Source organism: Mesorhizobium sp. B2-3-15 (assembly GCF_006442875.1).
Classification (GTDB): domain Bacteria; phylum Pseudomonadota; class Alphaproteobacteria; order Rhizobiales; family Rhizobiaceae; genus Mesorhizobium; species Mesorhizobium australicum.
In genome coordinates this window covers 137,004-158,296 of record NZ_VFVO01000003.1, presented here as the reverse complement: position 1 = coordinate 158,296, position 21,293 = coordinate 137,004, and the positions used below count along the sequence as shown (strand labels likewise).

Sequence of the window (21,293 nt, the reverse complement as noted above, 5' to 3'; positions counted from 1 at the left end):
AAACCCCTGCGGATTTCCCGCAATCTCATTTTCCGGGCGCGACAGACGCAGCGCCCGAGATTTCATTCACTTCTTCGCGGCCAGCGCCGCCGCCTGGGCAGTCCAGTCGTCACGGCCGATGCGGCCCTTGAACGACAGATAATCGTCGACCCAGGCAATCTCTTGCGGCGACCATGCGGCGATCTGGGCAAACGTCCAGATACCGAGGCCGTTCAGCACTCTTTCCAGCTTCGGGCCGATGCCCGATATCGCCTTGAGGTCGGACGGCCTCGTCGGCTTCTCCATGGCCTTGGGCTGCCTGAAATCTTCCGGCAGCAGCACATCCGCTGCCTCGCTTGTTGCCGGAGCGGCATTGGCGGCCGGCGCGGTGGTGGCGGCTTCCCTGGCTGCGATATCGGTGACTTCCTGGGCGAAGGACTGCGCCTCGGCAATCATCGTCTTCGCGGTCGCCCGCGCCCTGATGGACGACGAGTTCGCATCCTCGAATTGCTCGACGCGTTCCTCGAAATCCTCGATCAGCGGCTGCATGAGGCGGTGTGATGCCTCGGCGGCCCCCGAAAGCGCGCCCATCCAGACGCCGAACGCATGATTGGCGAGCCCCATGCCAAGCGCCGACATCGCCGCCGCACCCGCGACAGGGTGCGCGAAAAGGTTGACGGCGCTGGCCATCTCCTTCGGCATCATCCTGGTCAGGTCCTGGTTCATCTTCTCGATCTGGTCCAAATTGGGCATCAATGGGTAGGGTGTCGAATACGGCGCCATAGAGTTCTCCTGGTCGTTTCTTCGTTCGCCCCGCCCCGTTTCTTCCCGCGTTCAAAAGTTTCTTGTTATTCCGCCGCCACCATCACCGGTTCGGCCCGGTGCGCGTTGCGCGAAAACTCGTCGATGCGCCGCTCCACCTCGCCGCGGAAATGCCGCATCAGGCCCTGGATCGGCCATGCCGCCGCATCGCCCAGCGCGCAGATCGTGTGGCCTTCGACCTGCTTGGTGACGTCGAGCAGCATGTCGATCTCGCGCTTCTGAGCCTCGCCGCGCACCAGCCGCTCCATCACCCGCCACATCCAGCCGGTGCCCTCGCGGCACGGCGTGCACTGGCCGCAGCTTTCATGCTTGTAGAAGTAGGAAAGCCGCGCGATCGCCTTCACGACATCGGTCGACTTGTCCATGACGATGACGGCGGCCGTGCCGAGGCCGGACTTGAGATCGCGCAGCGCGTCGAAATCCATCGGCGTATCGATGATCTGCTCCGCCGGCACCAGTGGCACCGAGGCGCCGCCCGGAATGACGGCGAGCAGATTGTCCCAGCCGCCGCGGATGCCGCCGCAATGGGTTTCGATCAGCTCGCGGAACGGGATCGACATCGCCTCTTCGACGGTGCACGGATTGTTGACGTGGCCGGAAACGCAGAACAGCTTGGTGCCGACATTGTTGGGCCGGCCGAAGGACGAGAACCAGGCAGCCCCCCGGCGCAGGATGGTCGGCGCCACCGCGATCGATTCGACATTGTTGACAGTGGTCGGGCAGCCATAGAGGCCGACATTGGCCGGGAATGGCGGCTTCAGCCGGGGCTGGCCCTTCTTGCCTTCGAGGCTTTCCAGCAGCGCCGTTTCCTCGCCGCAGATATAGGCGCCGGCGCCGTGATGCATGTAGATTTCAAAATCGTAGCCCGACGTGTTGTTCTTGCCGATCAGCTTGGCCTCGTAGGCCTCCTCGATCGCCCGCTGCAGCGCCTCGCGCTCCCGGATGAACTCGCCGCGCACATAGATGTAGGCGGCAATCGCGCCCATGGCGAAGCCGGCCAGGAACGCGCCCTCGACCAGCGTGTGCGGATCGTTGCGCAGGATGTCGCGGTCCTTGCAGGTGCCGGGCTCGGATTCGTCGGCGTTGATGACGAGATAGCTCGGCCGGCCGTCGCTCTGCTTGGGCATGAACGACCATTTCAGCCCGGTCGGGAAGCCGGCGCCGCCGCGTCCGCGCAGTCCCGACGCCTTCATCTCGTTGACGATCCACTCACGCCCCTTGGCGACGATGCCGGGCGTGTTGTCCCAGGCGCCGCGCGCCATGGCGCCGGCCAGCGACTTGTCGAAGAGGCCGTATATGTTGGTAAAGATGCGGTCTTTGTCCTGAAGCATTTTTCGTCCCTCAGACCGGCTTCTTGGTCGGCTTGGCGGCAGGCTGCTTGGTCTCCGGCGCCTTGAAGGCGCTGCCCGGTTCGGCCCGGTTCTTCGGCCCATTGCGTTGTTTTGGAGTCGCCTCGACTTCAGGAGCGGCCTTGTTGGCGTTGGCGGCCGAGTGAAGGGGTGGCGCAACGCTAGCCGCGTTCTCGGTGACCGGCGCGACCTTGGCCGGCGACGGCGTCTTCAACGTCGGGTTGGTCTCTGGCGCGGCGGTCTTCGGCCTGCTGGATTTCGACGGAGCAACCGGACCAGGCGCAGCTGAGGCGGCCGGTGCCGGCACAGGCGCAACGATGATCGCGTCGGGCGCTGCCTTCGCGGCCCTGGCCGCTTCCCGGGCTTCACGGTCGCGGGTCGACTTGAGGATCGCCTTTTCGCTCTTCAACGTGGTCAGGCCGGAGGCCGGCTCCGAGCCGGTGCGGCCGTTCTGCGGTCCCGGCGTCACCGAGGCGCCCTTGCCCGCATCGTAGAGATCGATGATTTCAGCCAGCCGTTCCGGTGTCAGATCCTCGAACGTATCCTTGAACACCATGACCATCGGCGCGTTGACGCAGGCGCCGAGGCACTCGACCTCTTCCCACGACAAGGTGCCCTTGTCGTTGGTGTGGAATTGGTCGTGATGGATCTTCGAGCGGCACACATCCATCAGCGCTTCCGAGCCGCGCAGCATGCAGGGCGTGGTACCGCAAACCTGGATGTGCGCACGGGTGCCGACGGGGTTCAACTGGTACTGCGTATAGAAGGTCGCGACCTCGAGGCCGCGGATACGCGGCATGCCGAGCATGTCGGAAATCGTCTCGATCGCCGCCTTGGTGACCCAGCCTTCCTGCTCCTGCGCTATCATCAGCAGGGGAATGATCGCCGACTGCTCGCGGCCCTTGGGATACTTCTTGATCCATTGCTTCGCCGCTGCCGCATTCGCCCGGTTGAAGGCGAAGGAGGCTGGCTGGACGCTGGCTTCTGCGAGACGGCGGACTGACATTTAGCGATCGACCTCACCAAACACGATGTCGAGGGAGCCGAGGACGGCGGTGACGTCGGCCAGCATGTGGCCGCGGCAGAGGAAGTCCATGGCTTGCAGATGCGCGAAACCGGGTGCGCGCAGCTTGCAGCGGTAGGGCTTGTTGGTGCCGTCGGAGACCAGGTAGACGCCGAACTCGCCCTTTGGCGCCTCGACCGCCGCATAGACTTCGCCGGCCGGGACGCGGTAGCCCTCGGTATAGAGCTTGAAGTGATGGATGAGCGCTTCCATCGAACGCTTCATCGCCTGGCGCTTGGGCGGCACCACCTTGCCGTCGAGGTTCGACACCGGGCCGGTGCTTTCCTTGCCGAGCAAGAGATCGATGCACTGGCGCATGATCCGTGCCGACTGGCGCATTTCTTCCATGCGCACGAGGTAGCGGTCGAAACAGTCACCATTCTTGCCGACAGGAATGTCGAAATCCATTTCCGAATAGCATTCATAGGGCTGCGACTTGCGCAGGTCCCACGGCGAGCCCGAACCACGGACCATGACGCCCGAAAAGCCCCAGGCCCAGGCATCGGCCAGCGAGACGATGCCGATGTCGACATTGCGCTGCTTGAAAATGCGGTTGCCGGTGAGCAGCCTGTCGAGATCGTCGAGCGATTTCAGGAAAGGGTCGATCCACTTGCCGATGTCCTCGACCAGCTGGCGCGGCAGGTCCTGGTGGACGCCGCCCGGACGGAAATAGGCCGCATGCATGCGCGAGCCCGAGGCGCGCTCATAGAACACCATCAGCTTTTCGCGCTCGACGAAGCCCCACAGCGGCGGCGTCAGCGCGCCGACGTCCATGGCTTGCGTCGTCACATTGAGGATGTGCGACATGATACGGCCGATTTCGCAATAGAGCACGCGGATCAGCTGGCCGCGCCTCGGCACCTCGATGCCGAGCAGGCGCTCGGCGGCCAGCGCGAAGGCGTGCTCCTGGTTCATCGGCGCGCAATAATCGAGCCGGTCGAGATAAGGCAGCGCCTGCAGATAGGTTTTTGCCTCGATCAGCTTCTCCGTACCGCGATGCAAGAGCCCGATATGCGGATCGACGCGGTCGACGACTTCGCCGTCCAACTCCAGCACGAGGCGCAAAACGCCGTGCGCGGCAGGGTGTTGAGGTCCGAAGTTGATGTTAAAGTTGCGGACGGAGGTTTCAGCCATTACTGCTTTGCCTTCTCATCCCCTGGCAGCACGTAATCCGTGCCTTCCCATGGGGACAGAAAATCGAAATTGCGGAATTCCTGCTTCAGTTCCACCGGCTCGTAGATGACGCGCTTGGCTTCGTCGTCGTAACGCACTTCGACGAAACCGGTGAGCGGGAAATCCTTGCGCAGCGGATGGCCTTCGAAACCGTAGTCGGTCAGCAGGCGGCGCAGGTCCGGGTGGCCCGAAAACAGCACGCCATAGAGATCGTAGGTTTCGCGCTCGAACCAGTCGGCGCCAGGATAGACGCCGGTGATCGAAGGCACCATCGTCTCCTCGTCGGTCTGCACCTTGATGCGAATGCGCACATTCTGCTTCGGCGAAAGCAGGTGATAGACGACGTCGAAGCGCTTGGCCCGCGACGGGTAGTCGGCACCGCAGACATCGATGATCGAGATGAACTGGCAGCGCGCATCGTCGCGCAGGAAGGTCATCACCTCGATCAGGTTTTGAGGCTCGACGTGAACGGTGAGCTCGCCATAGGCGAATACCGCATCGCCGAAGCGGCCAGGCAGCTTCTCGCCGAGATAGGTCGACAGTTCGCTTAAGGAGGCGGCCATGGATTTACCGTTCGATCGTGCCGGTGCGGCGGATCTTCTTCTGCAGCAGAAGAATGCCATAGAGCAGGGCTTCGGCGCTCGGCGGGCAGCCGGGCACATAGATGTCGACCGGCACGACGCGGTCGCAGCCGCGTACCACCGAATAGGAATAGTGATAGTAGCCGCCGCCATTGGCGCACGAGCCCATCGAGATGACGTAGCGCGGCTCCGGCATCTGGTCGTAGACCTTGCGCAGCGCCGGCGCCATCTTGTTGGTCAGCGTGCCGGCGACGATCATGATGTCGGACTGGCGCGGAGACGCGCGCGGCGCGACACCGAACCGCTCCGAATCGTAGCGCGGCATCGAGGTGTGGATCATCTCGACCGCGCAGCAAGCCAGACCGAAGGTCATGAACATCAGCGAGCCGCTGCGCGCCCAGGTGATCAGCGCCTCGGTCGAGGTGACCAGAAAACCCTTGTCGGCAAGCTCATTGTTGATTTCGAGGAAGAAGGGATCGTCCTCCCCTACCGGCCTGCCGGTGTTGGGGTCGATAATACCTTTGGGCTTCGGCGCGACGAGGGTGCCTGAACTGTCGTTCAATCCCATTCCAGCGCTCCTTTTTTCCATTCATAGGCAAAGCCGATGGTCAGCACTGCCAAAAACACCATCATTGACCAGAAACCGAGCATGCCGATCTTCGAGAAGGACACTGCCCAGGGGAAGAGGAAGGCAACTTCCAGGTCGAATATAATGAACAGGATCGACACCAGGTAGAAGCGGATGTCGAATTTCATGCGGGCATCGTCGAACGAGTTGAAACCGCACTCGTAGGCGGAAAGCTTTTCGGGATCGGGGTTGCGATACGCCACCAGGAACGGAGCCGCCAGCAGCGCCAGGCCGACGACCAGTGCCACGCCGATAAACAGGACGATGGGCAGGTACGAACTGAGAAGTGCGTTCATGCAGCGGCTTTCCGTTGGCGCCAATCCACTTTGACTACAGCACCGAACCTTAATGCGGAAGCGTGACAGATTAACCGCTGAACCGTTTTAAGGGGCCTATGCTGCAACGCGGCGAGGGTTAGCGCAGCACTTCCAGCGAAGCAAGTCAAACCTTGTTCAAAACACCGAGCTGGACGGCATTCCGGGAGAAACTGGTCCCATCCGCTCCTGTTTGATTTCCTTCGCTTTTTACTCCACTTTTATCTCCTGACAGGGTTGCCGCCAAAACCCTGCTAGCATGGACGGGAATCACGCCGGGCAATGACGCCAGACAGGTCCATCAGGGACGCATACGCATGAAGGAAAAGATCTCGCTTGCCGCCGCCCGGCGCATTGCCCTCGCCGCCCAGGGATTTCTCGATCCCCGCCCCGCCGGCACGCCGGACCGCCGCCATTTCGCCCGCGTTCTGTCCCGCACCGGCCTGTTGCAGATCGATTCCGTCAGTGCGGTGGTGCGCGCTCATTACATGCCGCTCTATTCGCGTCTCGGCCCCTATCCCCTCGCTTTGCTCGACAACGCCGCCGTAACGCGCAAGCGCACCGTCTTCGAATATTGGGCGCATGAAGCCTCGTTCCTGCCGGTCGGGACCTACCCACTGATGCGCTGGCGCATGCAGCGCGCCGAGCAAGGCGATGAAATGTATCTGGGGCTGGCCAAATGGGGCCGCGAGCACGCCGCCTATATAGAAGAGATCTACCGCGAGGTCGTCGCGCGCGGGCCGATCGCCGCTTCGGCGCTCGAAGGCCAGAAAGGCTCCGGTGGCTGGTGGGGTTGGAGCCATGCCAAGCACGCCTTCGAATGGCTGTTCTGGGCCGGGCGCATCACCACCGCGCACCGGCGCGGCTTCGAGCGCTTTTACGACCTGCCGGAGCGCGTGCTGCCGCAGGCGATCCTCGATCTGCCGGTACCGACACCTGAGGACGCGCACCGCGAATTGCTGCGCATTTCCGCCCGTGCCCATGGCGTGGCGACATCAGGCGACCTGCGCGATTATTTTCGGCTCTCGCCGGCCGACATGAAAGGCCGGCTGGAGGAACTGGTCGAACTCGGCGACTTGCTGCCGGTCCGTGTCGAGGGCTGGGACAAGCCGGCTTACCTTCACAAGGACGCCCGTATCCCGCGCAAGATCGAGGCCCGCGCTCTGCTGGCGCCGTTCGATCCGGTCGTCTTCGAGCATTCGCGCTCGGAGCGGCTGTTCGACTTCCATTACCGCATCGAAATCTACACGCCGGCCGACAAGCGCCAATACGGCTACTATGTCCTGCCTTTCCTGCTCGGCGACAGGATCGTGGCGCGCGTCGACCTCAAGGCTGACCGGCCGGCCAGTGTCCTGCGTGTCCATGCGGCCTATGCGCAGGCCAACGCACCGGCGGAGACTGCGGCTCAACTCTTCGAGGAATTGAAGCAGATGCAGGGCTGGCTTGGCCTCGAGCGCATGGAAATAACGCCTGCCGGCGATCTCGGCCCGGCGCTGTCCGACATCGCGGTGTCGTAAGCTCGCGTTGACACCGCTGCCCGCAAGAGCCTAAATCCCATCCAGACGGTCTCCTCTCGGCAAAGGGAGGAGCCAAGAGGGAATGCGGTGCGGGATTGAAGATCCCAAATCCGCGGCTGTCCCCGCAACTGTGAGCGAAGAGCCAAGGCCGAAAGCCACTGGGATTGTCCCGGGAAGGCGGCTACCCAAGGCGATGACCCGCGAGCCAGGAGACCTGCCGTCTGGAATGCAAGAATCCGATCGCCTGGCGGGTTTTCCGGGCAAGGAGCCTGATGTGGATCGCGACAGCAGTTTTTCGGCTGAAACAACCGACATTTCGTCCGGCGGGGATCATCCCCTGGCCGGCATCACGGTCATCGTCTGCGCTTCCTGTCGCGACGAGACCGGCTCCGATGCCCATCCCCGGGCCGGCGAACTTTTGGCCGAAGATACGCGCCAAGCCGCCTCGGGCGAGAACATTCGCATCCGCACGGTCGAATGCCTCGGCAATTGCAAGCGCCGGCTGAGCGCCGCGGTCCTGCGCGACGGCTGCTGGAGCTATGTGTTCGGCGATCTAACCACGACCAGCGGCGCCGATCTCGTCACCGGCGCGAAACTCTTCGCCACCTCGAGCGACGGCCTCATTCCCTGGCGGGGCAGGCCCGATAGCCTCAAGCGCGGCCTCGTTGCCCGCATCCCTCCCCTCGACATGCTGAAAGACTGATCATGACAACATCTCTGTCCCGCGTTCCCTGCACCGTCGTCACCGGCTTCCTCGGCGCCGGCAAGACGACACTGGTCCGCCATCTCCTGGAAAATGCCGGCGGCAAGCGGATTGCCATCATCGTCAACGAGTTCGGCGACATCGGCATCGACGGCGAGATCCTCAAGGGATGCGGCATCGACACCTGCCCAGAGGAAAACATCGTCGAACTGGCCAATGGCTGTATCTGCTGCACCGTGGCCGATGATTTCGTGCCGGCGCTCGACCAGATCCTGTCGCTGACGCCTAAGGTCGACCATATCCTGATCGAAACCTCGGGCCTCGCCCTGCCCAAGCCGCTGGTCCAGGCTTTCCAGTGGCCGACGGTGAAGAGCCGCGTAACGGTCGATGGCGTCATCGCCGTGGTCGACGGTCCCGCACTGGCGGAAGGCCGCGTCGCCAATGACATGGACGCCCTGCAGGCGCAGCGCGCGCAGGACGAGAGCCTCGACCATGACGACCCCGTCGAGGAAGTGTTCGAGGACCAGATTGCCTGCGCCGACCTGATCATCCTGTCGAAGAGCGACTTGATGGATGCCGCCGGTTCAGCCCGCGCCAACGCCATTATCAACGAACACTCCGCCCGCGCCGTAAAGATCGTGCCGACGTCTCATGGCAAGGTCGATCCCTCGGTGCTGCTCGGGCTCGGTCTCGCCGTCGAGGACGACATCGAGAACCGCAAGTCCCACCATGACGGCGCATTCGACCATGAGCATGACGACTTCGACACGTTCATCGTCGACATTCCCTCGATCGCCAATCCCGGCGAGCTGGCAAAGCGCGTCGCCGCGGCCGCCGAACAGGAAAACGTGCTGCGCGTGAAAGGCTTCGTCGAGGTCGGCGGCAAACCTATGCGGCTCCTGCTGCAAGCCGTCGGCCCGCGCGTCAATCATTACTATGACCGCGCCTGGACCGCTGGGGACGACCGTCGCTCGCGCCTCGTCGTCATTGGCCTCAAGGGGCTGAACCGCCCGGCGATCGAACGTATCCTCGCCGGCTGATTTTCAGGCCCGGGCCGCGATGCACATCCTCACCACGACCTCCGCCTCGCTCGACGATCTCGCCGAGCCTGTCGATCTCAGGCAGGTGCCGGCGGATATCGTGGCCCTGTCCTTCACCGACAGCGATCTCGCCGGACTGGCTGCGGCGTGGAAGGCCGATGCCGGTCGCCTGCCCTCGATGCGGCTGGCCGCACTGCGCGACCTGCGCCATCCCATGTCCGTCGACCTCTGGATAGACAGCGTCGCCCGCCACGCCAAAATCATCCTGGTGCGCATCCTCGGCGGCTACGACTGGTGGCGCTATGGCTGCGACCAACTGGCGGTGATTGCCCGCGAACGCGGCATCAAACTGGCGCTGCTTCCCGGTGAAAGCCATGACGAGGATCTCAGGCTGATCGAAGCCTCGACGCTGCCGCGCGCCGAACTGGACGGCCTGCTCGGCTATTTCCGCGAGGGCGGCCCGGCCAATATGGGCGCGCTGGTGCACAGGCTGGCAGGCTTGGCTGGACAGGATGCGCCCGTCGCCAACCCGGTCAGCGTGCCGAAGGCCGGTTACTATCAGGCTGGATTGGGGGTCGCGGAGGAGCCGACCGGTTCCAATAGCGGCACTCCCATTATCCCGATTCTCTTCTACCGATCGATGCTGCTCGCCGCCGATGTCGCCCCGATCGATGCGCTGGCCGAGGCTTTGCGCTCCAGGGGATTGGCACCGGTGCCGATCTTCGTTTCCAGTCTGAAGGATCCGGTGTCGCTGGCGTTCGTCGAAAATGCCATCGCATCGCTGAAACCCGCCGCGATCGTCACCGCGACCGCGTTCGCTTCCGGCGCCGAGCCCGGCGTCGAAACCCTGTTCGACCGCGCCAGCGTGCCCGTCTTCCAGGTCATCGTCGCCACCACGCGCCGCGACATCTGGGAAAAGAACCAGCGCGGCCTGGCGCCCGCCGACCTTGCCATGCATGTCGTGCTGCCCGAACTCGACGGCCGCATCCTCGCCGGCGCCATTTCCTTCAAGGCCGAGAGCGATATCGATCCGGCGCTTGGCCATCGTGCGTTGGCGAACCGGCCGGAACTGGATCGGGTGGAGCAAGTGGCGGGGCGAGTCGCGGCTTTCATCCGGCTGCGGGAGACAAGACGGGAGGAGCGCAAGCTCGCGATCCTCATTCCCGATTATCCCGGTGCACCTGGCCGCACCGGCTATGCGGTCGGGCTGGACGTGCCGTCCAGCGTGCTGGCCATGCTGCACGACTTGAGCGAACAGGGCTATGCCGTTGAGGGGATTCCGCAAACACCGCGTGAATTGCTGGATTTGCTGGAGCGGGGCAGTGATGGGCTGAGGCTGGCAGACTATAACTCCTTTTCGACGGAGTTACCGACGTCTGCAACTGCCGCTGTAGAGGCTGCTTGGGGCAGAGCGGAAAGCGAGACAGGTTTGCGCTCGCACACACCTTCGCTATCCGGCAAACACCACTTCCCCTTCCGCGCCGCGCATTTCGGCAATGTCACCGTGGCCCTCGCCCCCGACCGGGGCCGCTCGGCCGACCGTCGCGCCGACTACCACGATCCGACCCTCCCCCCGCGCCATGCCCTGATCGCCTTTGGCCTGTGGCTGCGCAAATCGCTCAGCGTCCACGCTCTCGTCCATGTCGGCGCCCACGGCACGCTGGAATGGTTGCCCGGCAAGACCGTCGCGCTGTCGCCAACCTGCTTTCCCGAGATCGTCACCGGCGCATTACCCGTCATCTATCCCTTCATCGTCTCCAATCCCGGCGAAGCAGCGCAGGCCAAACGGCGCATTGCCGCCGTCACGCTTGGCCATTTGCCGCCGCCGCTGGCAGGCGCCGGGCTGGACGAGGACCAGCACGAGCTCGAGCGGCTGGTCGACGAATACGCCCAGGCCGACGGGCTCGACCGCCGTCGCCGCGACCGGCTCGCCAGGCTGATTGTCGAAACCGCGCAAAAGACCGGCCTTGCCTCGGAAGCCGGCGTCGCCAAGACCGACGCGCCCGACGAAGCGCTGCGCCGCATCGACGCCTGGCTCTGCGACCTCAAGGATTTCGCCATCAAGGACGGGCTGCACATCTACGGCCGCGTTCCAAACGACGAACCAGACTCCAGGCGCCGGCAAAGCGCGGACACCGAGAAAGCCTCCCTGCTCGCGGCGCTCGATGGCCGTCACGTCAAGGCGGGCCCGGCCGGCGCACCCGCGCGCGGTCGTTCCGATGTTTTGCCCACCGGCCGCAACCTGTTCACCTCGGATCCGCGCACCATGCCGACGCCCACCGCATATGATCTTGGCAAAGCCGCGGCGGAAGAAGTGGTGCGCGGCTACACGCAGTCGCATGGCGACTGGCCGCGTTCGCTGGTGATCGATCTCTGGGGCTCGGCTTCGCTGCGCACCGGCGGCGAGGAGATCGCGCAGGGCCTGGCCTTGATGGGCTGCCGACCGCAATGGGACACTGCCACCGGCCGCGTCACCGGCATCGAGGTACTGCCCCCGGCGGCGCTCGGCCGCCCGCGTGTCGACGTCACCTGGCGTATATCAGGTCTGTTCCGCGACATGTTCCCGACCCAGATTGCACTGATCGACGCCGCCGCCAAGGCCGTTGCCGCGCGCGACGAGGACGATTCGGAAAACCCGCTCGCCGCCAAAACCCGCGCCGACGGCAAGGTCAGCCCACGGATCTTCGGCACTTCGCCCGGCACGTACGGCGCCGGCGTCGAAGACATGCTGTCGAGTGGCGACTGGACGGCGCGCGAAGAGATCGGCCGCGCCTATCTCGACGCGACCTCGCATGCCTATGGCGGTGCCGGCGGCGAAGGCGTCTCGGCACCTGGAGCATTTGAAGGCCGCATCGCCGAGGCCGATCTTCTCGTCCACACCGGCGACGACCCCGGCCGCGACATTCTCGAAGGCTCCGCCGACGTCGCTTTCATCGGCGGCTTCTCGGCCGCCTTGGCCACACTTGGCAGGAACGCCGACATCATCGTGCTCGACACCACGGATCCGCAGAGGCCGAAACCGCGATCGGTCGCCGAGGCGGTCTCGCGCGTGGTGCGCGCCCGTGCGGTCAATTCACGTTTCATATCGGGCCAGATGCGCCACGGCCCGCGCGGCGCCTCCGAATTCGCCGAAACCGTCGACCGGCTGGTCGGCTTCGCCGAGACCACCCATGCGATTTCAGGCGCGCTGATCCAGGCCGTGCACGATGCCTATCTTGGCGACGCCGACGTCCGCGCCTTTATCCTGCGCGAAAATCCCGCTGCCGCCAAAGTCATTGCCGAGCGCTTCCTGTCGGCGCGCCGGCGCGGCCTCTGGCATCCCTTGCGCAATTCCATCGACGACGATCTCGCCGCGCTGATCGCCGAGGCCAACGCGCTCGGGGTCGCGGCATGAACGCCTTCTCGCGCCGTGGCGCCTGCCCTGCTCTGTCCGCACCGATGCAGACAGGCGACGGCCTGCTGGTGCGGCTCAACCCGGTCGCTGGAGGCCCATCTTCCGGAGGGTTGTCCCCGAAGCTCTTGATCGCCCTGGCTGAGTCCGCCTCGCGGCACGGCAACGGCATCATGGAAGTGACGGCCCGCGGCAGCCTGCAGATCCGCGGCCTGACAACGGAAAGTGCCGCGTTGCTGGCGGCGGAGGTCGATGCGCTGGGCATCGCGGTGCGCACCGGCGTACCGGTCGAGACCGGCCCGCTGGCGGGTATCGACCCACACGAGATTGCGGATCCCCGGGCGATGGCTGAGCGGATCATGGCGGCGATCGAAGATGCCGGACTGGCACCAAGGCTGGGGCCGAAGGTTTCGGTGGTCGTCGACGGCGGCGGGCAGCTGACTCTGGATGCGGTGACGGCCGATGTCAGGCTGAAGGCGGTTGGGGTCAGCGCTGGCACTCTTTGGGCTATATCAGTTGCCGGTGACAGCCAAAGTGAGAAGCGACTTGCGACGGCTGGCGAAGATGCGGCGCGCGACATTGCTGTCGCGGCGCTTCGGATGGTCGCTGAGAAAGGTCAGGACGCACACACACGGGATTTGTCGGAGCGGCAGTTGGCCTCTCTCGCAGGTTGGCACTCTACGGCGCCCCCCTCAGAGGGGAGCGCCTCGCGCAAGCCTATCGGCCTTTTCTCCTTAGCCGGCGACATTTTCACCTTCGGCATCGGCCTCCCCTACGGCAGCATGCCGGCGGACAAGATCATCGGCCTCGCGCAAAAAGCTCTTGCTCTCGGCACGTCAGAGATCCGCCTCGCCCCCGGCCGCGCCTTGCTTTTCCTCGGCCAGCCGACGGAAGCCAATCAATCCCTTCAAGATACCGCCGCCACCCTCGGCTTCGTCACCTCTCCCACCGACCCGCGCACGCGCATCGCGGCTTGCCCCGGCGCCCCGGCCTGCGACTCCGCCCGGATCGCGACCCGCGACATCGCCGAGGCGATCGCCACCGAAAACGCGGACATCCTGGATTTCACGCTGCACGTGTCGGGCTGCGCCAAGGGCTGCGCCAATCCCGCCCCGGCAGCGCTCACAATAGTCGGCGGCGAAAATGGAGCCGGACTTGTCGTGAACGCGACGGCAAAGTCTCTTCCTGACGGCTACAGGCCGGGCTATGACGCCCCGCGCGGCTTCAGCCGCGTCGCGGCGATGATCCGCGGCGCACGACATCAGGGCGAAACCGCCGCCGCTTGCCTGACAAGGCTTGGCACGGCAGCAATCGCCGAAATGTACCAACAGGAATGAGCATGGCCGCCTACGACTATATCCACGACGGCACGGCGATCTACGAGCGCTCCTTCGCCATCATCCGCGCCGAGGCCGATCTCTCGCGCTTTTCCGAGGCCGAGGCCGATGTCGCCATCCGCATGATCCATGCCTGCGGCCAGGTCGAGGCGGCAAGTCATTTCGTTTTCTCCCCCGATTTCGTCAGCGCCGCGCGCAAAGCTCTGGCGGCCGGCGCGCCGATCTTCTGCGACGCCGAAATGGTCTCGCATGGCGTCACCCGCGCCCGGCTGCCGACCGGCAATGAGGTGATCTGCACCTTGCGCGACCCGCGCACGCACGACATCGCGAGGCAGATCGGCAATACCCGCTCGGCGGCCGCCATCGACCTCTGGGGCGAGCGCATCGCCGGTTCGGTGGTCGCCATCGGCAACGCACCGACCGCGCTCTTTTATCTCCTGGAGAAGTTGCGCGATGGCGCGCCCAAGCCGGCAGCCATCATAGGCATGCCGGTCGGCTTCGTCGGCGCTGCCGAATCCAAGGACGCACTGGCCGAGAATTCCTATGGCGTGCCCTATGCCATCGTGCGCGGCAGGCTTGGCGGCAGCGCCATGACCGCCGCCGCGCTCAATTCACTGGCGAGCCCGGGTCTGTGAACGCGCTCCCCAAAGGCCGTCTCGTTGGTGTCGGCACCGGTCCCGGCGACCCAGAATTGTTGACGCTGAAGGCCGCGCGGGTGCTGGCCGAGGCCGATGTCGTGGCGTATTTCGCCAAACGCGGCAACAACAGCAATGCGCGCGCCATCGTCGAGGCGCGCTTCCGGCCCGACATGCTGGAACTGCCGCTGCTCTATCCCGTGACCACCGAGATCGAGAAGGACCACGACGATTACCGGTCGCAGATCACGGGTTTCTACGAGGAGTCGGCGGAACAGGTCGCCGAGCACCTCGACGCCGGCAGGGTGGTTGCCGTGCTGTCCGAAGGCGATCCCCTGTTCTACGGGTCCTACATGCATCTGCATGTCCGCCTTGCCCATCGTTTCCCCACCGAGGTCATCCCCGGCGTCACCGCAATGTCCGGTTGCTGGTCGCAGACCGGTGTGCCGATCGTCCAGGGCGACGACGTGCTGACCGTGCTGCCCGGCACGATGAGCGAGTTCGAGCTGACGCGCCGCCTCGCCGACACCGACGCCGCCGTCATCATGAAGGTCGGCCGCAACCTGCCCAAGATCAGGCGCGCGCTTGAGGCGACCGGCAGGCTGACGCGCGCCGTCTATGTCGAGCGCGGCACGATGGCCGGGAGCGTCTCGATGAAACTTGCCGACAAGCCGGACGACAAGGCGCCCTACTTCGCCATCGTGCTGGTTGCCGGCTGGTCCGGTCGACCGGGCGCGGCTGGAGCCCAGATATGAGCGGCCGTCTCACCGTCATCGGCCTTGGGCCCGGCAATGCCGACCAGGTCACGCCGCAAGCCAGCCGCGCTATCGTCGAGGCAAAATTCTTCTACGGCTACAAGCCATATCTCGACCGGCTCGACCTGCGCCCGGACCAGACCCGTGTCGCTTCAGACAACCGCGAGGAACTCGCCCGCTCCAAGGATGCCTTGACCAAGGCCGCCGAGGGTCACGACGTCGCCGTGGTGTCGGGCGGCGATCCCGGCGTCTTCGCCATGGCCGCAGCGGTCTGCGAGGCCATCGAGGCCGGTCCGGCCGAATGGCGCGCGGTCGATGTCGCTGTCGTGCCCGGCGTCACCGCCATGCTCGCGGTCGCCGCCCGCATCGGCGCGCCGCTTGGCCACGACTTCTGCGCTATCTCGCTGTCCGACAATCTGAAGCCTTGGGATCTGATCGAACTGCGTCTTCTGGCGGCGGCCGGCGCCGGCTTCGTCATTGCGCTCTACAATCCGATCAGCAAGGCGCGTCCCTGGCAGCTTGGCCGCGCCTTCGAATGCCTGGCCGCCATCCTGCCCGGCACGACGCCGGTGATCTTCGGCCGCGCCGCCGGCCGGCCCGACGAGCGCATCGAGGTCTATCTGCTGGCCGATGTCGACGCAGAAAAGGCCGACATGGCGACCTGCATCATCATCGGCTCGCCGGAGACCCGGATCATCAGGCGCGGCGAAAAGCCGGCGCTGGTCTACACGCCGCGCTCGGCATCGGGCTCGACGAAATGACGGACCATCGCGGCCAGCGCTTCGACTGTTTCAGCCGAGGGCACATCCGGCAGGACGGGCCTGCGCACCATGATCACCTCGATGCCGAGCGTTCGCGCCGCGGCAATCTTCCCGTATGTCGCCGTGCCGCCGCTGTTCTTCGACACCACGACATCGATGCGATGCTTTTCGAGCAGCACGCGCTCGTCGGTCTCGCCAAACGGCCCGCGCGCCAGCAGATAGTCGGCATCGGGCACAACCAGCTTCGGCTCGACCGGATCGACACTGCGGATGAGGTAGTGGTGCTGGGGTGCGGCCTCGAAGGCGGTGACCTCCTGCCGGCCAAGCGCCAGAAATACACGGCGTGGCGCCGGTCCAAGCGCCCGTGCCGCCCCGGCAACGCTGTCCACCTCAAGCCAGCGGTCGCCCTGGACGACATCCCAGCCCGGACGCCGCAAGGCAAGGATCGGCACGCCAGTGGCGCGTGCCGCTTGCGCGGCATTGACGGAGATACGCGCCGCGTAGGGATGCGTGGCGTCGATCAGCAGACCAGTGCCTGTCTCCCTGAGATAAGCGACCAAACCGTCGGCACCGCCGAACCCTCCACTTCGCACGGGTACGCCCTGCGCGACGGGGTTTTCCGTACGGCCGGCCAGCGACAGCGTGACCGAGCAATGGGCGCGCGCCGCCAGTCTTCCGGCCAGTTGCCGGGCTTCGGTGGTGCCGCCAAGGATCAGAATGCGGTGGGTCATCATGCCTGCTGAGGGTCCGCGCGCCGCCAAGCCCAACCCGAGATGGCTCACAATCATCGGCATCGGTGAGGACGGTTTAGCGGGTCTCGGCGACGAGGCCAAGCGGCGGATCGCCGAGGCGGAGTTCATCTTCGGCGGCAAGCGGCACCTGGCGCTCGTCGCTTCCTTCGCCAAGGGCAAGCCGCGTCCCTGGCCGGTTCCTTTCGATGCCGGGATGGCCGACGTCCTGGCGCTTGCCGGTAGGAACGTCTGCGTGCTCGCCTCCGGCGACCCGTTCTTCCACGGGGTCGGCGCCACCCTCGCCCGCAAGGTCAAGCCGCGCGAGATGCACGTCATACCAGCGCCGTCGGCGTTGTCGCTGGCCGCGGCGCGGCTTGGCTGGGCGCTACAGGATATCGAGACCGTCTCACTGCACGGCCACCCGATCGACCTGATCCGCCCACTGCTGCAGCCCAACGCCCGCATCCTGGCGCTGACATCCGATGGCTTCGCTCCGGCGGCGGTTGCCCGCCTGCTCGCCGAACTCGACTTCGGCACTTCGCGGCTGACGGTGCTGGAAGCGCTGGGCGGGCCGGAGGAGACATTGCGCTCGGTTCGCGCCGATGCCTTCGACCTCGAAAACATCAATCCGCTCAATGTCCTGGCCATCGAAATTGATTCGGCCCCGCAGGCGCGCGTGCTGTCGCTCACGGCAGGCCTCGCCGACCATCTGTTTGAGCATGACGGCCAGATCACCAAGCGCGAAATCCGCGCTATCACCCTGTCGGCGCTGGCGCCGAGGCGGGGCGAATTGCTGTGGGATGTCGGCGCCGGCTCGGGCTCGATCGGCATCGAATGGATGCTCGCCCACCCTTCGCTGTGCGCCATCGCCATCGAGGTCGACCCGTCCCGCGCCGCCCGCATCGCCCATAACGCCGTCGCCTGCGGCGTTCCCGGCCTCGTCATTGTGGAAGGCAGCGCGCCCAAGGCCCTGGCCAGACTGGAGACACCTGATGCCATCTTCATCGGCGGCGGCGGCAGCGACGCCGGCGTCATGAATGCCGCCATCAGAGCCTTGCGCGCCGGCGGCCGTCTTGTCGCCAACGCGGTGACGTTGGAAATGGAAGCCCTGCTCCTCGCCCAGCACACAAAGCGCGGCGGCGACCTCACCCGCATCGGCATCTCCCGCGCTTCGCCGGTCGGCTCCATGCAGGCATGGCGGCCGGCCATGCCCGTCACGCAATGGAGCTGGGTGAAGCCATGATGGTCGCGGGCATCGGCAGCCGAAGGGGCGTCACCGTCGAGGACGTGCTCGCGGCCATAGAAACCGCACTCGAAACGCATGGCCTCGCGATGACAGCTCTTTCGGCACTGGCCACCGCGGCGCTCAAGAAGGATGAAGACGCCATCGCCGCCGCCGGTCGCAAGCTGAACCTTCCCGTCATTATCGTCGACGACGCAGCCCTTCAGGCCGCCTCGCCGGGGACGCTCAGCAGCTCCAGCCTCTCGCGGGAGCTGGCGGGCACGTCATCGGTCTCGGAAGCCTCCGCCCTTGCCGTCGCCGGCAAAGGCGCGACGCTGCTTGGGTCCCGCACCGTGCTCGGTCCGGTCACCTGCGCCATCGCCATCAGCGGAGACGCGCCATGACCGTCCATTTCATCGGCGCCGGCCCAGGTGCGGCGGACCTCATCACGCTGCGTGGCGCAAGGCTCCTGGCGAGTTGCCCGGTCTGCCTCCACGCCGGCTCCATCGTCGCGCCGGAACTGCTGCAACATTGCGCGCCGGGAACGAAGCTGATCGACACCGCGCCGATGTCGCTCGACGAGATCGAGGCTGAATATGTGGCCGCCCACATGGCCGGTCATGATGTTGCCCGCCTGCATTCCGGCGACCTGTCGGTGTGGAGTGCCGTCGCCGAGCAGATCCGCCGGTTGGAAAAGCATAACATCCCCTACACGCTGACGCCGGGTGTCCCTTCCTTCGCGGCCGCCGCCGCCGCACTTCGCCGCGAGCTGACCATCCCCGAAGTCGCGCAAAGCCTGGTGCTGACCCGCGTTTCCGGACGTGCGTCGAAAATGCCGCCGGGCGAAACCCTGGCCGGCTTCGGCCGCACCGGCGCCACGCTGGCCATCCACCTTGCCATCCACGCCATCGACCGTGTCGTCGCCGAGCTGACGCCGCACTATGGCGGCGATTGCCCGGTGGCGATCGTCTTCCGCGCCTCCTGGCCGGACCAGCGCGTGATGACCGGCACGCTGGAATCCATCGAGGCACAACTGGCGGCCGATCCGATGGAGCGCACGGCCATCATCTTCGTCGGCCGCTCGCTGGCGGCACAAGATTTCGGCGAGAGTTCATTGTACGACGCCCACTACCAGCGGCGTTTTCGCGGACGGGACGGATTGTGAGCGCCAGCACTGGAAATAACCGCGAAAACGCCACACTCGAACAGGCGCTCGCGCGGCTGAACTTCAAGCCGCGTCCGCTTGAGCCGGGGCATGTCTGGCTCGCCGGCGCCGGTCCCGGCGATCCCGGCTGCCTGACGCTGGAGGTGCTGGCGGCACTGGCCGAGGCGGATGCGCTGGTCTACGACGCGCTGGTTTCGCCCGATGTGGTTGCTGTTGCCGGAAATGCCGAGCTTTTCTTTGCGGGAAAACGCGGCGGCAAGCCCTCGATGAAGCAGGATGACATCACCGCTCTGCTGGTTCGACTGGCGCGCGAAGGCCGCCGCGTCATCAGGCTGAAGGGCGGCGATCCCTATATTTTCGGCCGTGGCGGCGAAGAGGCGCTGGCGCTGGCGCGTCAAAACATCCCTTTCCGGGTGCTGCCCGGCCTGACCTCGGGTCTCAGCGCGCTCGCCGCCACCGGCATTCCCGCCACCATGCGCGGCATCAACAAGGCTGTCATTCTGGCGACCGGCCACGCCGCCGGCACCGATGACGATCTCGACTGGGCGGCGATCGCCCGCACCGGCCAGCCGGTCGTCGTCTATATGGGCATGGCCAATCTGCCTCTGATAGCAGCCGCCCTGCTCGACGGCGGACTGGCGCCATCGACACCGGCGGCCGTGATCGTCGCCGCGACGACGCCGCGGGAAAGGACCGTCGTCGCCACGCTCGCCACCATTGCCGAGGCAGCGGCGGCGGCCGGGCTCGCCTCGCCGGCATTGATCGTCGTCGGCGGCATCGTCGCCATGCGCGCGGCACTGGCGGGCGGGGCATGACGGCCCGGGCGATCATCATCGGCGCGCCGCGCTCTGGTTCGGGCAAGACCAGCGTCACCATCGGCATCCTGCGCGCACTCACCCGGCGTGGCCTGAAAGTGCGCGGCGCCAAATCCGGCCCCGATTACATCGATCCCGGCTTCCACACCGCCGCCACCGGCCTGTCCGGCGTCAATCTCGACAGCTGGGCGATGTCGCCGCCGCTGCTCAATGCGCTCGCCGCACAAGCGGCCGACGACACCGATTTCGTCATCCTCGAAAGCGCCATGGGCCTGTTCGACGGCATCCCGGCCTCGCCTGGCCGCACCGGTTCGGCTGCCGATCTGGCCCGGCTCTACGGTCTGCCGGTGCTGCTGGTGCTCGACGTGTCAGGCCAGTCGACGACGGCGGCGGCCGTCGCCAAGGGTTTTGCCACGTACGACCCGGATGTGCGCATGGCCGGCGTCGTGCTCAACCGGCTGGGCAGCGAGCGCCATCGGAAGCTGTCCGGCGACGCCATCGAGGCGATCGGCCTGCCCGTCGTCGGCGCTATTTTGCGCGACCCCTCGCTCAATTTGCCCGAGCGCCATCTCGGCCTCGTCCAGGCCGGCGAATATGACGACCTGATGGCGCATCTCGACCGGCTCGCCGACACGGCGGAGAAGTCGCTCGACCTCGACGCGGTCATGGCGCTGGCAACACCTCTCGTCCCCGCGGTCGGCGACTTCGCCGACGCGCTGCGGCCGCCCGGCCAACGCATCGCGCTGGCCGAGGACGCCGCCTTCACCTTCCTCTACCCGCACGTCGCCGCCTATTGGCGCAAGGCCGGCGCGGAAATCGTCCCGTTCTCGCCGCTCGCCGACGAAGCGCCCGATGAGGATTGCGACGTCTGCTGGCTGCCCGGCGGCTATCCCGAGCTTCATGCCGGCAAACTCGCGGCCGCCGTGAATTTCCATGCGGGGATGGCACGTTTCGCCACGACAAAGCCGATCCATGGCGAATGCGGTGGCTTCATGGTGCTTGGTGAAGCGATGGAGGATGCATCAGGCGAAACGCATCGCATGCTCGGCCTGCTCGGCCATTCCACCAGCTTCGCCAGGCGCAAGATGAATCTTGGCTACCGCGAGGCTCGGCTGCGTGCCGATTGCCCGCTGGGTTCGCAGGGCGCGCTGATCCGGGGTCACGAATTCCACTATGCGCAGATGACGGCCACCGGCAATGACGAGCCGCTGGCTGACCTTGCCGATGGCCAGGGCAATCCGCTCGGCGCCTCAGGCTACCGGCGCGGCCATGTCAGCGGCACCTTCTTTCATGCGATTGCGAGGAGCTAGGG

General features: G+C 65.8%; 20 protein-coding genes, 1 pseudogene and 1 riboswitch. Of the genes and pseudogenes, 13 read left to right on the top strand and 8 right to left on the bottom strand.

Features of this window, described 5'->3' with window-relative positions:
* Nucleotides 1–66: 66 nt before the first annotated feature.
* The 7 genes and pseudogenes from FJ954_RS07940 to FJ954_RS07910 all read right to left on the bottom strand — a co-directional run bounded on the left by FJ954_RS07940 (nt 67) and on the right by FJ954_RS07910 (nt 5,891).
* Nucleotides 67–762 carry an NADH-ubiquinone dehydrogenase gene (locus FJ954_RS07940; RefSeq protein WP_140661002.1) on the bottom strand — a complete coding sequence of 232 codons (696 nt, stop codon included), beginning with the start codon at nt 760–762 and terminating at the stop codon, nt 67–69.
* A gap of 65 nt (nt 763–827) precedes the next feature.
* Complete coding sequence (gene nuoF / locus FJ954_RS07935) at nt 828–2,132, bottom strand: NADH-quinone oxidoreductase subunit NuoF (protein WP_015317342.1); 1,305 nt, start codon at nt 2,130–2,132, stop codon at nt 828–830.
* A gap of 22 nt (nt 2,133–2,154) precedes the next feature.
* A pseudogene (gene nuoE, locus FJ954_RS07930) lies at nt 2,155–3,156 on the bottom strand (NADH-quinone oxidoreductase subunit NuoE); the annotation flags it as partial.
* Nucleotides 3,157–4,347: an NADH-quinone oxidoreductase subunit D gene (locus FJ954_RS07925; protein ID WP_015317340.1), complete on the bottom strand. Its 1,191-nt coding sequence runs from the start codon at nt 4,345–4,347 to the stop codon at nt 3,157–3,159.
* Nucleotides 4,347–4,949 carry an NADH-quinone oxidoreductase subunit C gene (locus tag FJ954_RS07920; RefSeq protein WP_140661000.1) on the bottom strand — a complete coding sequence of 201 codons (603 nt, stop codon included), beginning with the start codon at nt 4,947–4,949 and terminating at the stop codon, nt 4,347–4,349. Before FJ954_RS07920 ends, FJ954_RS07925 begins: the two co-directional genes overlap by 1 nt.
* A gap of 4 nt (nt 4,950–4,953) precedes the next feature.
* Nucleotides 4,954–5,535, bottom strand: a complete 582-nt coding sequence (locus FJ954_RS07915; RefSeq protein WP_015317338.1) for an NADH-quinone oxidoreductase subunit B — start codon at nt 5,533–5,535, stop codon at nt 4,954–4,956.
* Nucleotides 5,526–5,891 carry an NADH-quinone oxidoreductase subunit A gene (locus FJ954_RS07910; protein WP_010910112.1) on the bottom strand — a complete coding sequence of 122 codons (366 nt, stop codon included), beginning with the start codon at nt 5,889–5,891 and terminating at the stop codon, nt 5,526–5,528. The genes FJ954_RS07915 and FJ954_RS07910 overlap by 10 nt, the downstream gene beginning before the upstream one ends.
* A gap of 335 nt (nt 5,892–6,226) precedes the next feature.
* On the opposite strand from FJ954_RS07910, the gene FJ954_RS07905 reads away from it, so the two are divergent.
* The 8 genes from FJ954_RS07905 to FJ954_RS07870 all read left to right on the top strand — a co-directional run bounded on the left by FJ954_RS07905 (nt 6,227) and on the right by FJ954_RS07870 (nt 16,048).
* Nucleotides 6,227–7,426: a winged helix-turn-helix domain-containing protein gene (locus FJ954_RS07905; RefSeq protein WP_140660999.1), complete on the top strand. Its 1,200-nt coding sequence runs from the start codon at nt 6,227–6,229 to the stop codon at nt 7,424–7,426.
* A gap of 29 nt (nt 7,427–7,455) precedes the next feature.
* A riboswitch (cobalamin riboswitch) is annotated at nt 7,456–7,663 on the top strand.
* A gap of 37 nt (nt 7,664–7,700) precedes the next feature.
* Nucleotides 7,701–8,129, top strand: a complete 429-nt coding sequence (locus FJ954_RS07900; RefSeq protein ID WP_140616490.1) for a DUF1636 family protein — start codon at nt 7,701–7,703, stop codon at nt 8,127–8,129.
* 2 nt (nt 8,130–8,131) lie between these two features.
* Nucleotides 8,132–9,169: a cobalamin biosynthesis protein CobW gene (gene cobW, locus FJ954_RS07895; RefSeq protein ID WP_140660998.1), complete on the top strand. Its 1,038-nt coding sequence runs from the start codon at nt 8,132–8,134 to the stop codon at nt 9,167–9,169.
* Nucleotides 9,170–9,188: 19 nt separating this feature from the next.
* Nucleotides 9,189–12,563: a cobaltochelatase subunit CobN gene (gene cobN / locus FJ954_RS07890; RefSeq protein ID WP_140660997.1), complete on the top strand. Its 3,375-nt coding sequence runs from the start codon at nt 9,189–9,191 to the stop codon at nt 12,561–12,563.
* Entirely contained in the window at nt 12,560–13,897 is a 1,338-nt protein-coding gene (cobG, locus tag FJ954_RS07885; protein WP_140660996.1) for a precorrin-3B synthase, read from the top strand. The genes cobN and cobG overlap by 4 nt, the downstream gene beginning before the upstream one ends.
* A 2-nt stretch (nt 13,898–13,899) precedes the next feature.
* Nucleotides 13,900–14,532: a precorrin-8X methylmutase gene (locus tag FJ954_RS07880; protein ID WP_140660995.1), complete on the top strand. Its 633-nt coding sequence runs from the start codon at nt 13,900–13,902 to the stop codon at nt 14,530–14,532.
* Nucleotides 14,529–15,287, top strand: a complete 759-nt coding sequence (locus FJ954_RS07875) for a precorrin-2 C(20)-methyltransferase (RefSeq protein WP_140660994.1) — start codon at nt 14,529–14,531, stop codon at nt 15,285–15,287. The genes FJ954_RS07880 and FJ954_RS07875 overlap by 4 nt, the downstream gene beginning before the upstream one ends.
* Nucleotides 15,284–16,048 carry a precorrin-3B C(17)-methyltransferase gene (locus FJ954_RS07870; RefSeq protein ID WP_140615799.1) on the top strand — a complete coding sequence of 255 codons (765 nt, stop codon included), beginning with the start codon at nt 15,284–15,286 and terminating at the stop codon, nt 16,046–16,048. Before FJ954_RS07875 ends, FJ954_RS07870 begins: the two co-directional genes overlap by 4 nt.
* On the opposite strand, the gene FJ954_RS07865 is transcribed toward FJ954_RS07870, so the two are convergent.
* Nucleotides 16,012–16,779: a cobalt-precorrin-6A reductase gene (locus FJ954_RS07865; protein WP_140660993.1), complete on the bottom strand. Its 768-nt coding sequence runs from the start codon at nt 16,777–16,779 to the stop codon at nt 16,012–16,014. The two genes, FJ954_RS07870 and FJ954_RS07865, sit on opposite strands and share 37 nt — an antisense overlap.
* Before the next feature lies 1 nt (nt 16,780).
* Between FJ954_RS07865 and cbiE the strand changes: the two genes are divergently transcribed.
* From cbiE to FJ954_RS07840, 5 genes are read left to right on the top strand one after another with little or no spacing between them, the layout of a single operon-like run.
* Nucleotides 16,781–18,022 carry a precorrin-6y C5,15-methyltransferase (decarboxylating) subunit CbiE gene (cbiE, locus tag FJ954_RS07860; protein ID WP_140660992.1) on the top strand — a complete coding sequence of 414 codons (1,242 nt, stop codon included), beginning with the start codon at nt 16,781–16,783 and terminating at the stop codon, nt 18,020–18,022.
* Complete coding sequence (locus FJ954_RS07855; RefSeq protein WP_140660991.1) at nt 18,019–18,405, top strand: cobalamin biosynthesis protein; 387 nt, start codon at nt 18,019–18,021, stop codon at nt 18,403–18,405. Before cbiE ends, FJ954_RS07855 begins: the two co-directional genes overlap by 4 nt.
* The gene (gene cobM, locus FJ954_RS07850; RefSeq protein WP_140660990.1) at nt 18,402–19,166 is read left to right on the top strand and encodes a precorrin-4 C(11)-methyltransferase; all 765 of its coding nucleotides are present in this window, start codon (nt 18,402–18,404) and stop codon (nt 19,164–19,166) included. The genes FJ954_RS07855 and cobM overlap by 4 nt, the downstream gene beginning before the upstream one ends.
* Complete coding sequence (gene cobA, locus FJ954_RS07845) at nt 19,163–19,981, top strand: uroporphyrinogen-III C-methyltransferase (protein WP_140660989.1); 819 nt, start codon at nt 19,163–19,165, stop codon at nt 19,979–19,981. Before cobM ends, cobA begins: the two co-directional genes overlap by 4 nt.
* Nucleotides 19,978–21,291 (top strand): cobyrinate a,c-diamide synthase, encoded by a 1,314-nt coding sequence (locus FJ954_RS07840; protein ID WP_140660988.1) that lies wholly within the window; start codon nt 19,978–19,980, stop codon nt 21,289–21,291. The genes cobA and FJ954_RS07840 overlap by 4 nt, the downstream gene beginning before the upstream one ends.
* Nucleotides 21,292–21,293: the final 2 nt, after the last annotated feature.

What these genes read in the sequence shown, in the direction of transcription:
- FJ954_RS07940 (WP_140661002.1), bottom strand. Translation starts at nt 762, where the DNA reads ATGGCGCCGTATTCGACACCCTACCCATTGATGCCCAATTTGGACCAG.
- nuoF (WP_015317342.1), bottom strand. Translation starts at nt 2,132, where the DNA reads ATGCTTCAGGACAAAGACCGCATCTTTACCAACATATACGGCCTCTTC.
- FJ954_RS07925 (WP_015317340.1), bottom strand. Translation starts at nt 4,347, where the DNA reads ATGGCTGAAACCTCCGTCCGCAACTTTAACATCAACTTCGGACCTCAA.
- FJ954_RS07920 (WP_140661000.1), bottom strand. Translation starts at nt 4,949, where the DNA reads ATGGCCGCCTCCTTAAGCGAACTGTCGACCTATCTCGGCGAGAAGCTG.
- FJ954_RS07915 (WP_015317338.1), bottom strand. Translation starts at nt 5,535, where the DNA reads ATGGGATTGAACGACAGTTCAGGCACCCTCGTCGCGCCGAAGCCCAAA.
- FJ954_RS07910 (WP_010910112.1), bottom strand. Translation starts at nt 5,891, where the DNA reads ATGAACGCACTTCTCAGTTCGTACCTGCCCATCGTCCTGTTTATCGGC.
- FJ954_RS07905 (WP_140660999.1), top strand. Translation starts at nt 6,227, where the DNA reads ATGAAGGAAAAGATCTCGCTTGCCGCCGCCCGGCGCATTGCCCTCGCC.
- cobW (WP_140660998.1), top strand. Translation starts at nt 8,132, where the DNA reads ATGACAACATCTCTGTCCCGCGTTCCCTGCACCGTCGTCACCGGCTTC.
- cobN (WP_140660997.1), top strand. Translation starts at nt 9,189, where the DNA reads ATGCACATCCTCACCACGACCTCCGCCTCGCTCGACGATCTCGCCGAG.
- cobG (WP_140660996.1), top strand. Translation starts at nt 12,560, where the DNA reads ATGAACGCCTTCTCGCGCCGTGGCGCCTGCCCTGCTCTGTCCGCACCG.
- FJ954_RS07880 (WP_140660995.1), top strand. Translation starts at nt 13,900, where the DNA reads ATGGCCGCCTACGACTATATCCACGACGGCACGGCGATCTACGAGCGC.
- FJ954_RS07870 (WP_140615799.1), top strand. Translation starts at nt 15,284, where the DNA reads ATGAGCGGCCGTCTCACCGTCATCGGCCTTGGGCCCGGCAATGCCGAC.
- FJ954_RS07865 (WP_140660993.1), bottom strand. Translation starts at nt 16,779, where the DNA reads ATGACCCACCGCATTCTGATCCTTGGCGGCACCACCGAAGCCCGGCAA.
- cbiE (WP_140660992.1), top strand. Translation starts at nt 16,781, where the DNA reads ATGCCTGCTGAGGGTCCGCGCGCCGCCAAGCCCAACCCGAGATGGCTC.
- FJ954_RS07855 (WP_140660991.1), top strand. Translation starts at nt 18,019, where the DNA reads ATGATGGTCGCGGGCATCGGCAGCCGAAGGGGCGTCACCGTCGAGGAC.
- cobM (WP_140660990.1), top strand. Translation starts at nt 18,402, where the DNA reads ATGACCGTCCATTTCATCGGCGCCGGCCCAGGTGCGGCGGACCTCATC.
- FJ954_RS07840 (WP_140660988.1), top strand. Translation starts at nt 19,978, where the DNA reads ATGACGGCCCGGGCGATCATCATCGGCGCGCCGCGCTCTGGTTCGGGC.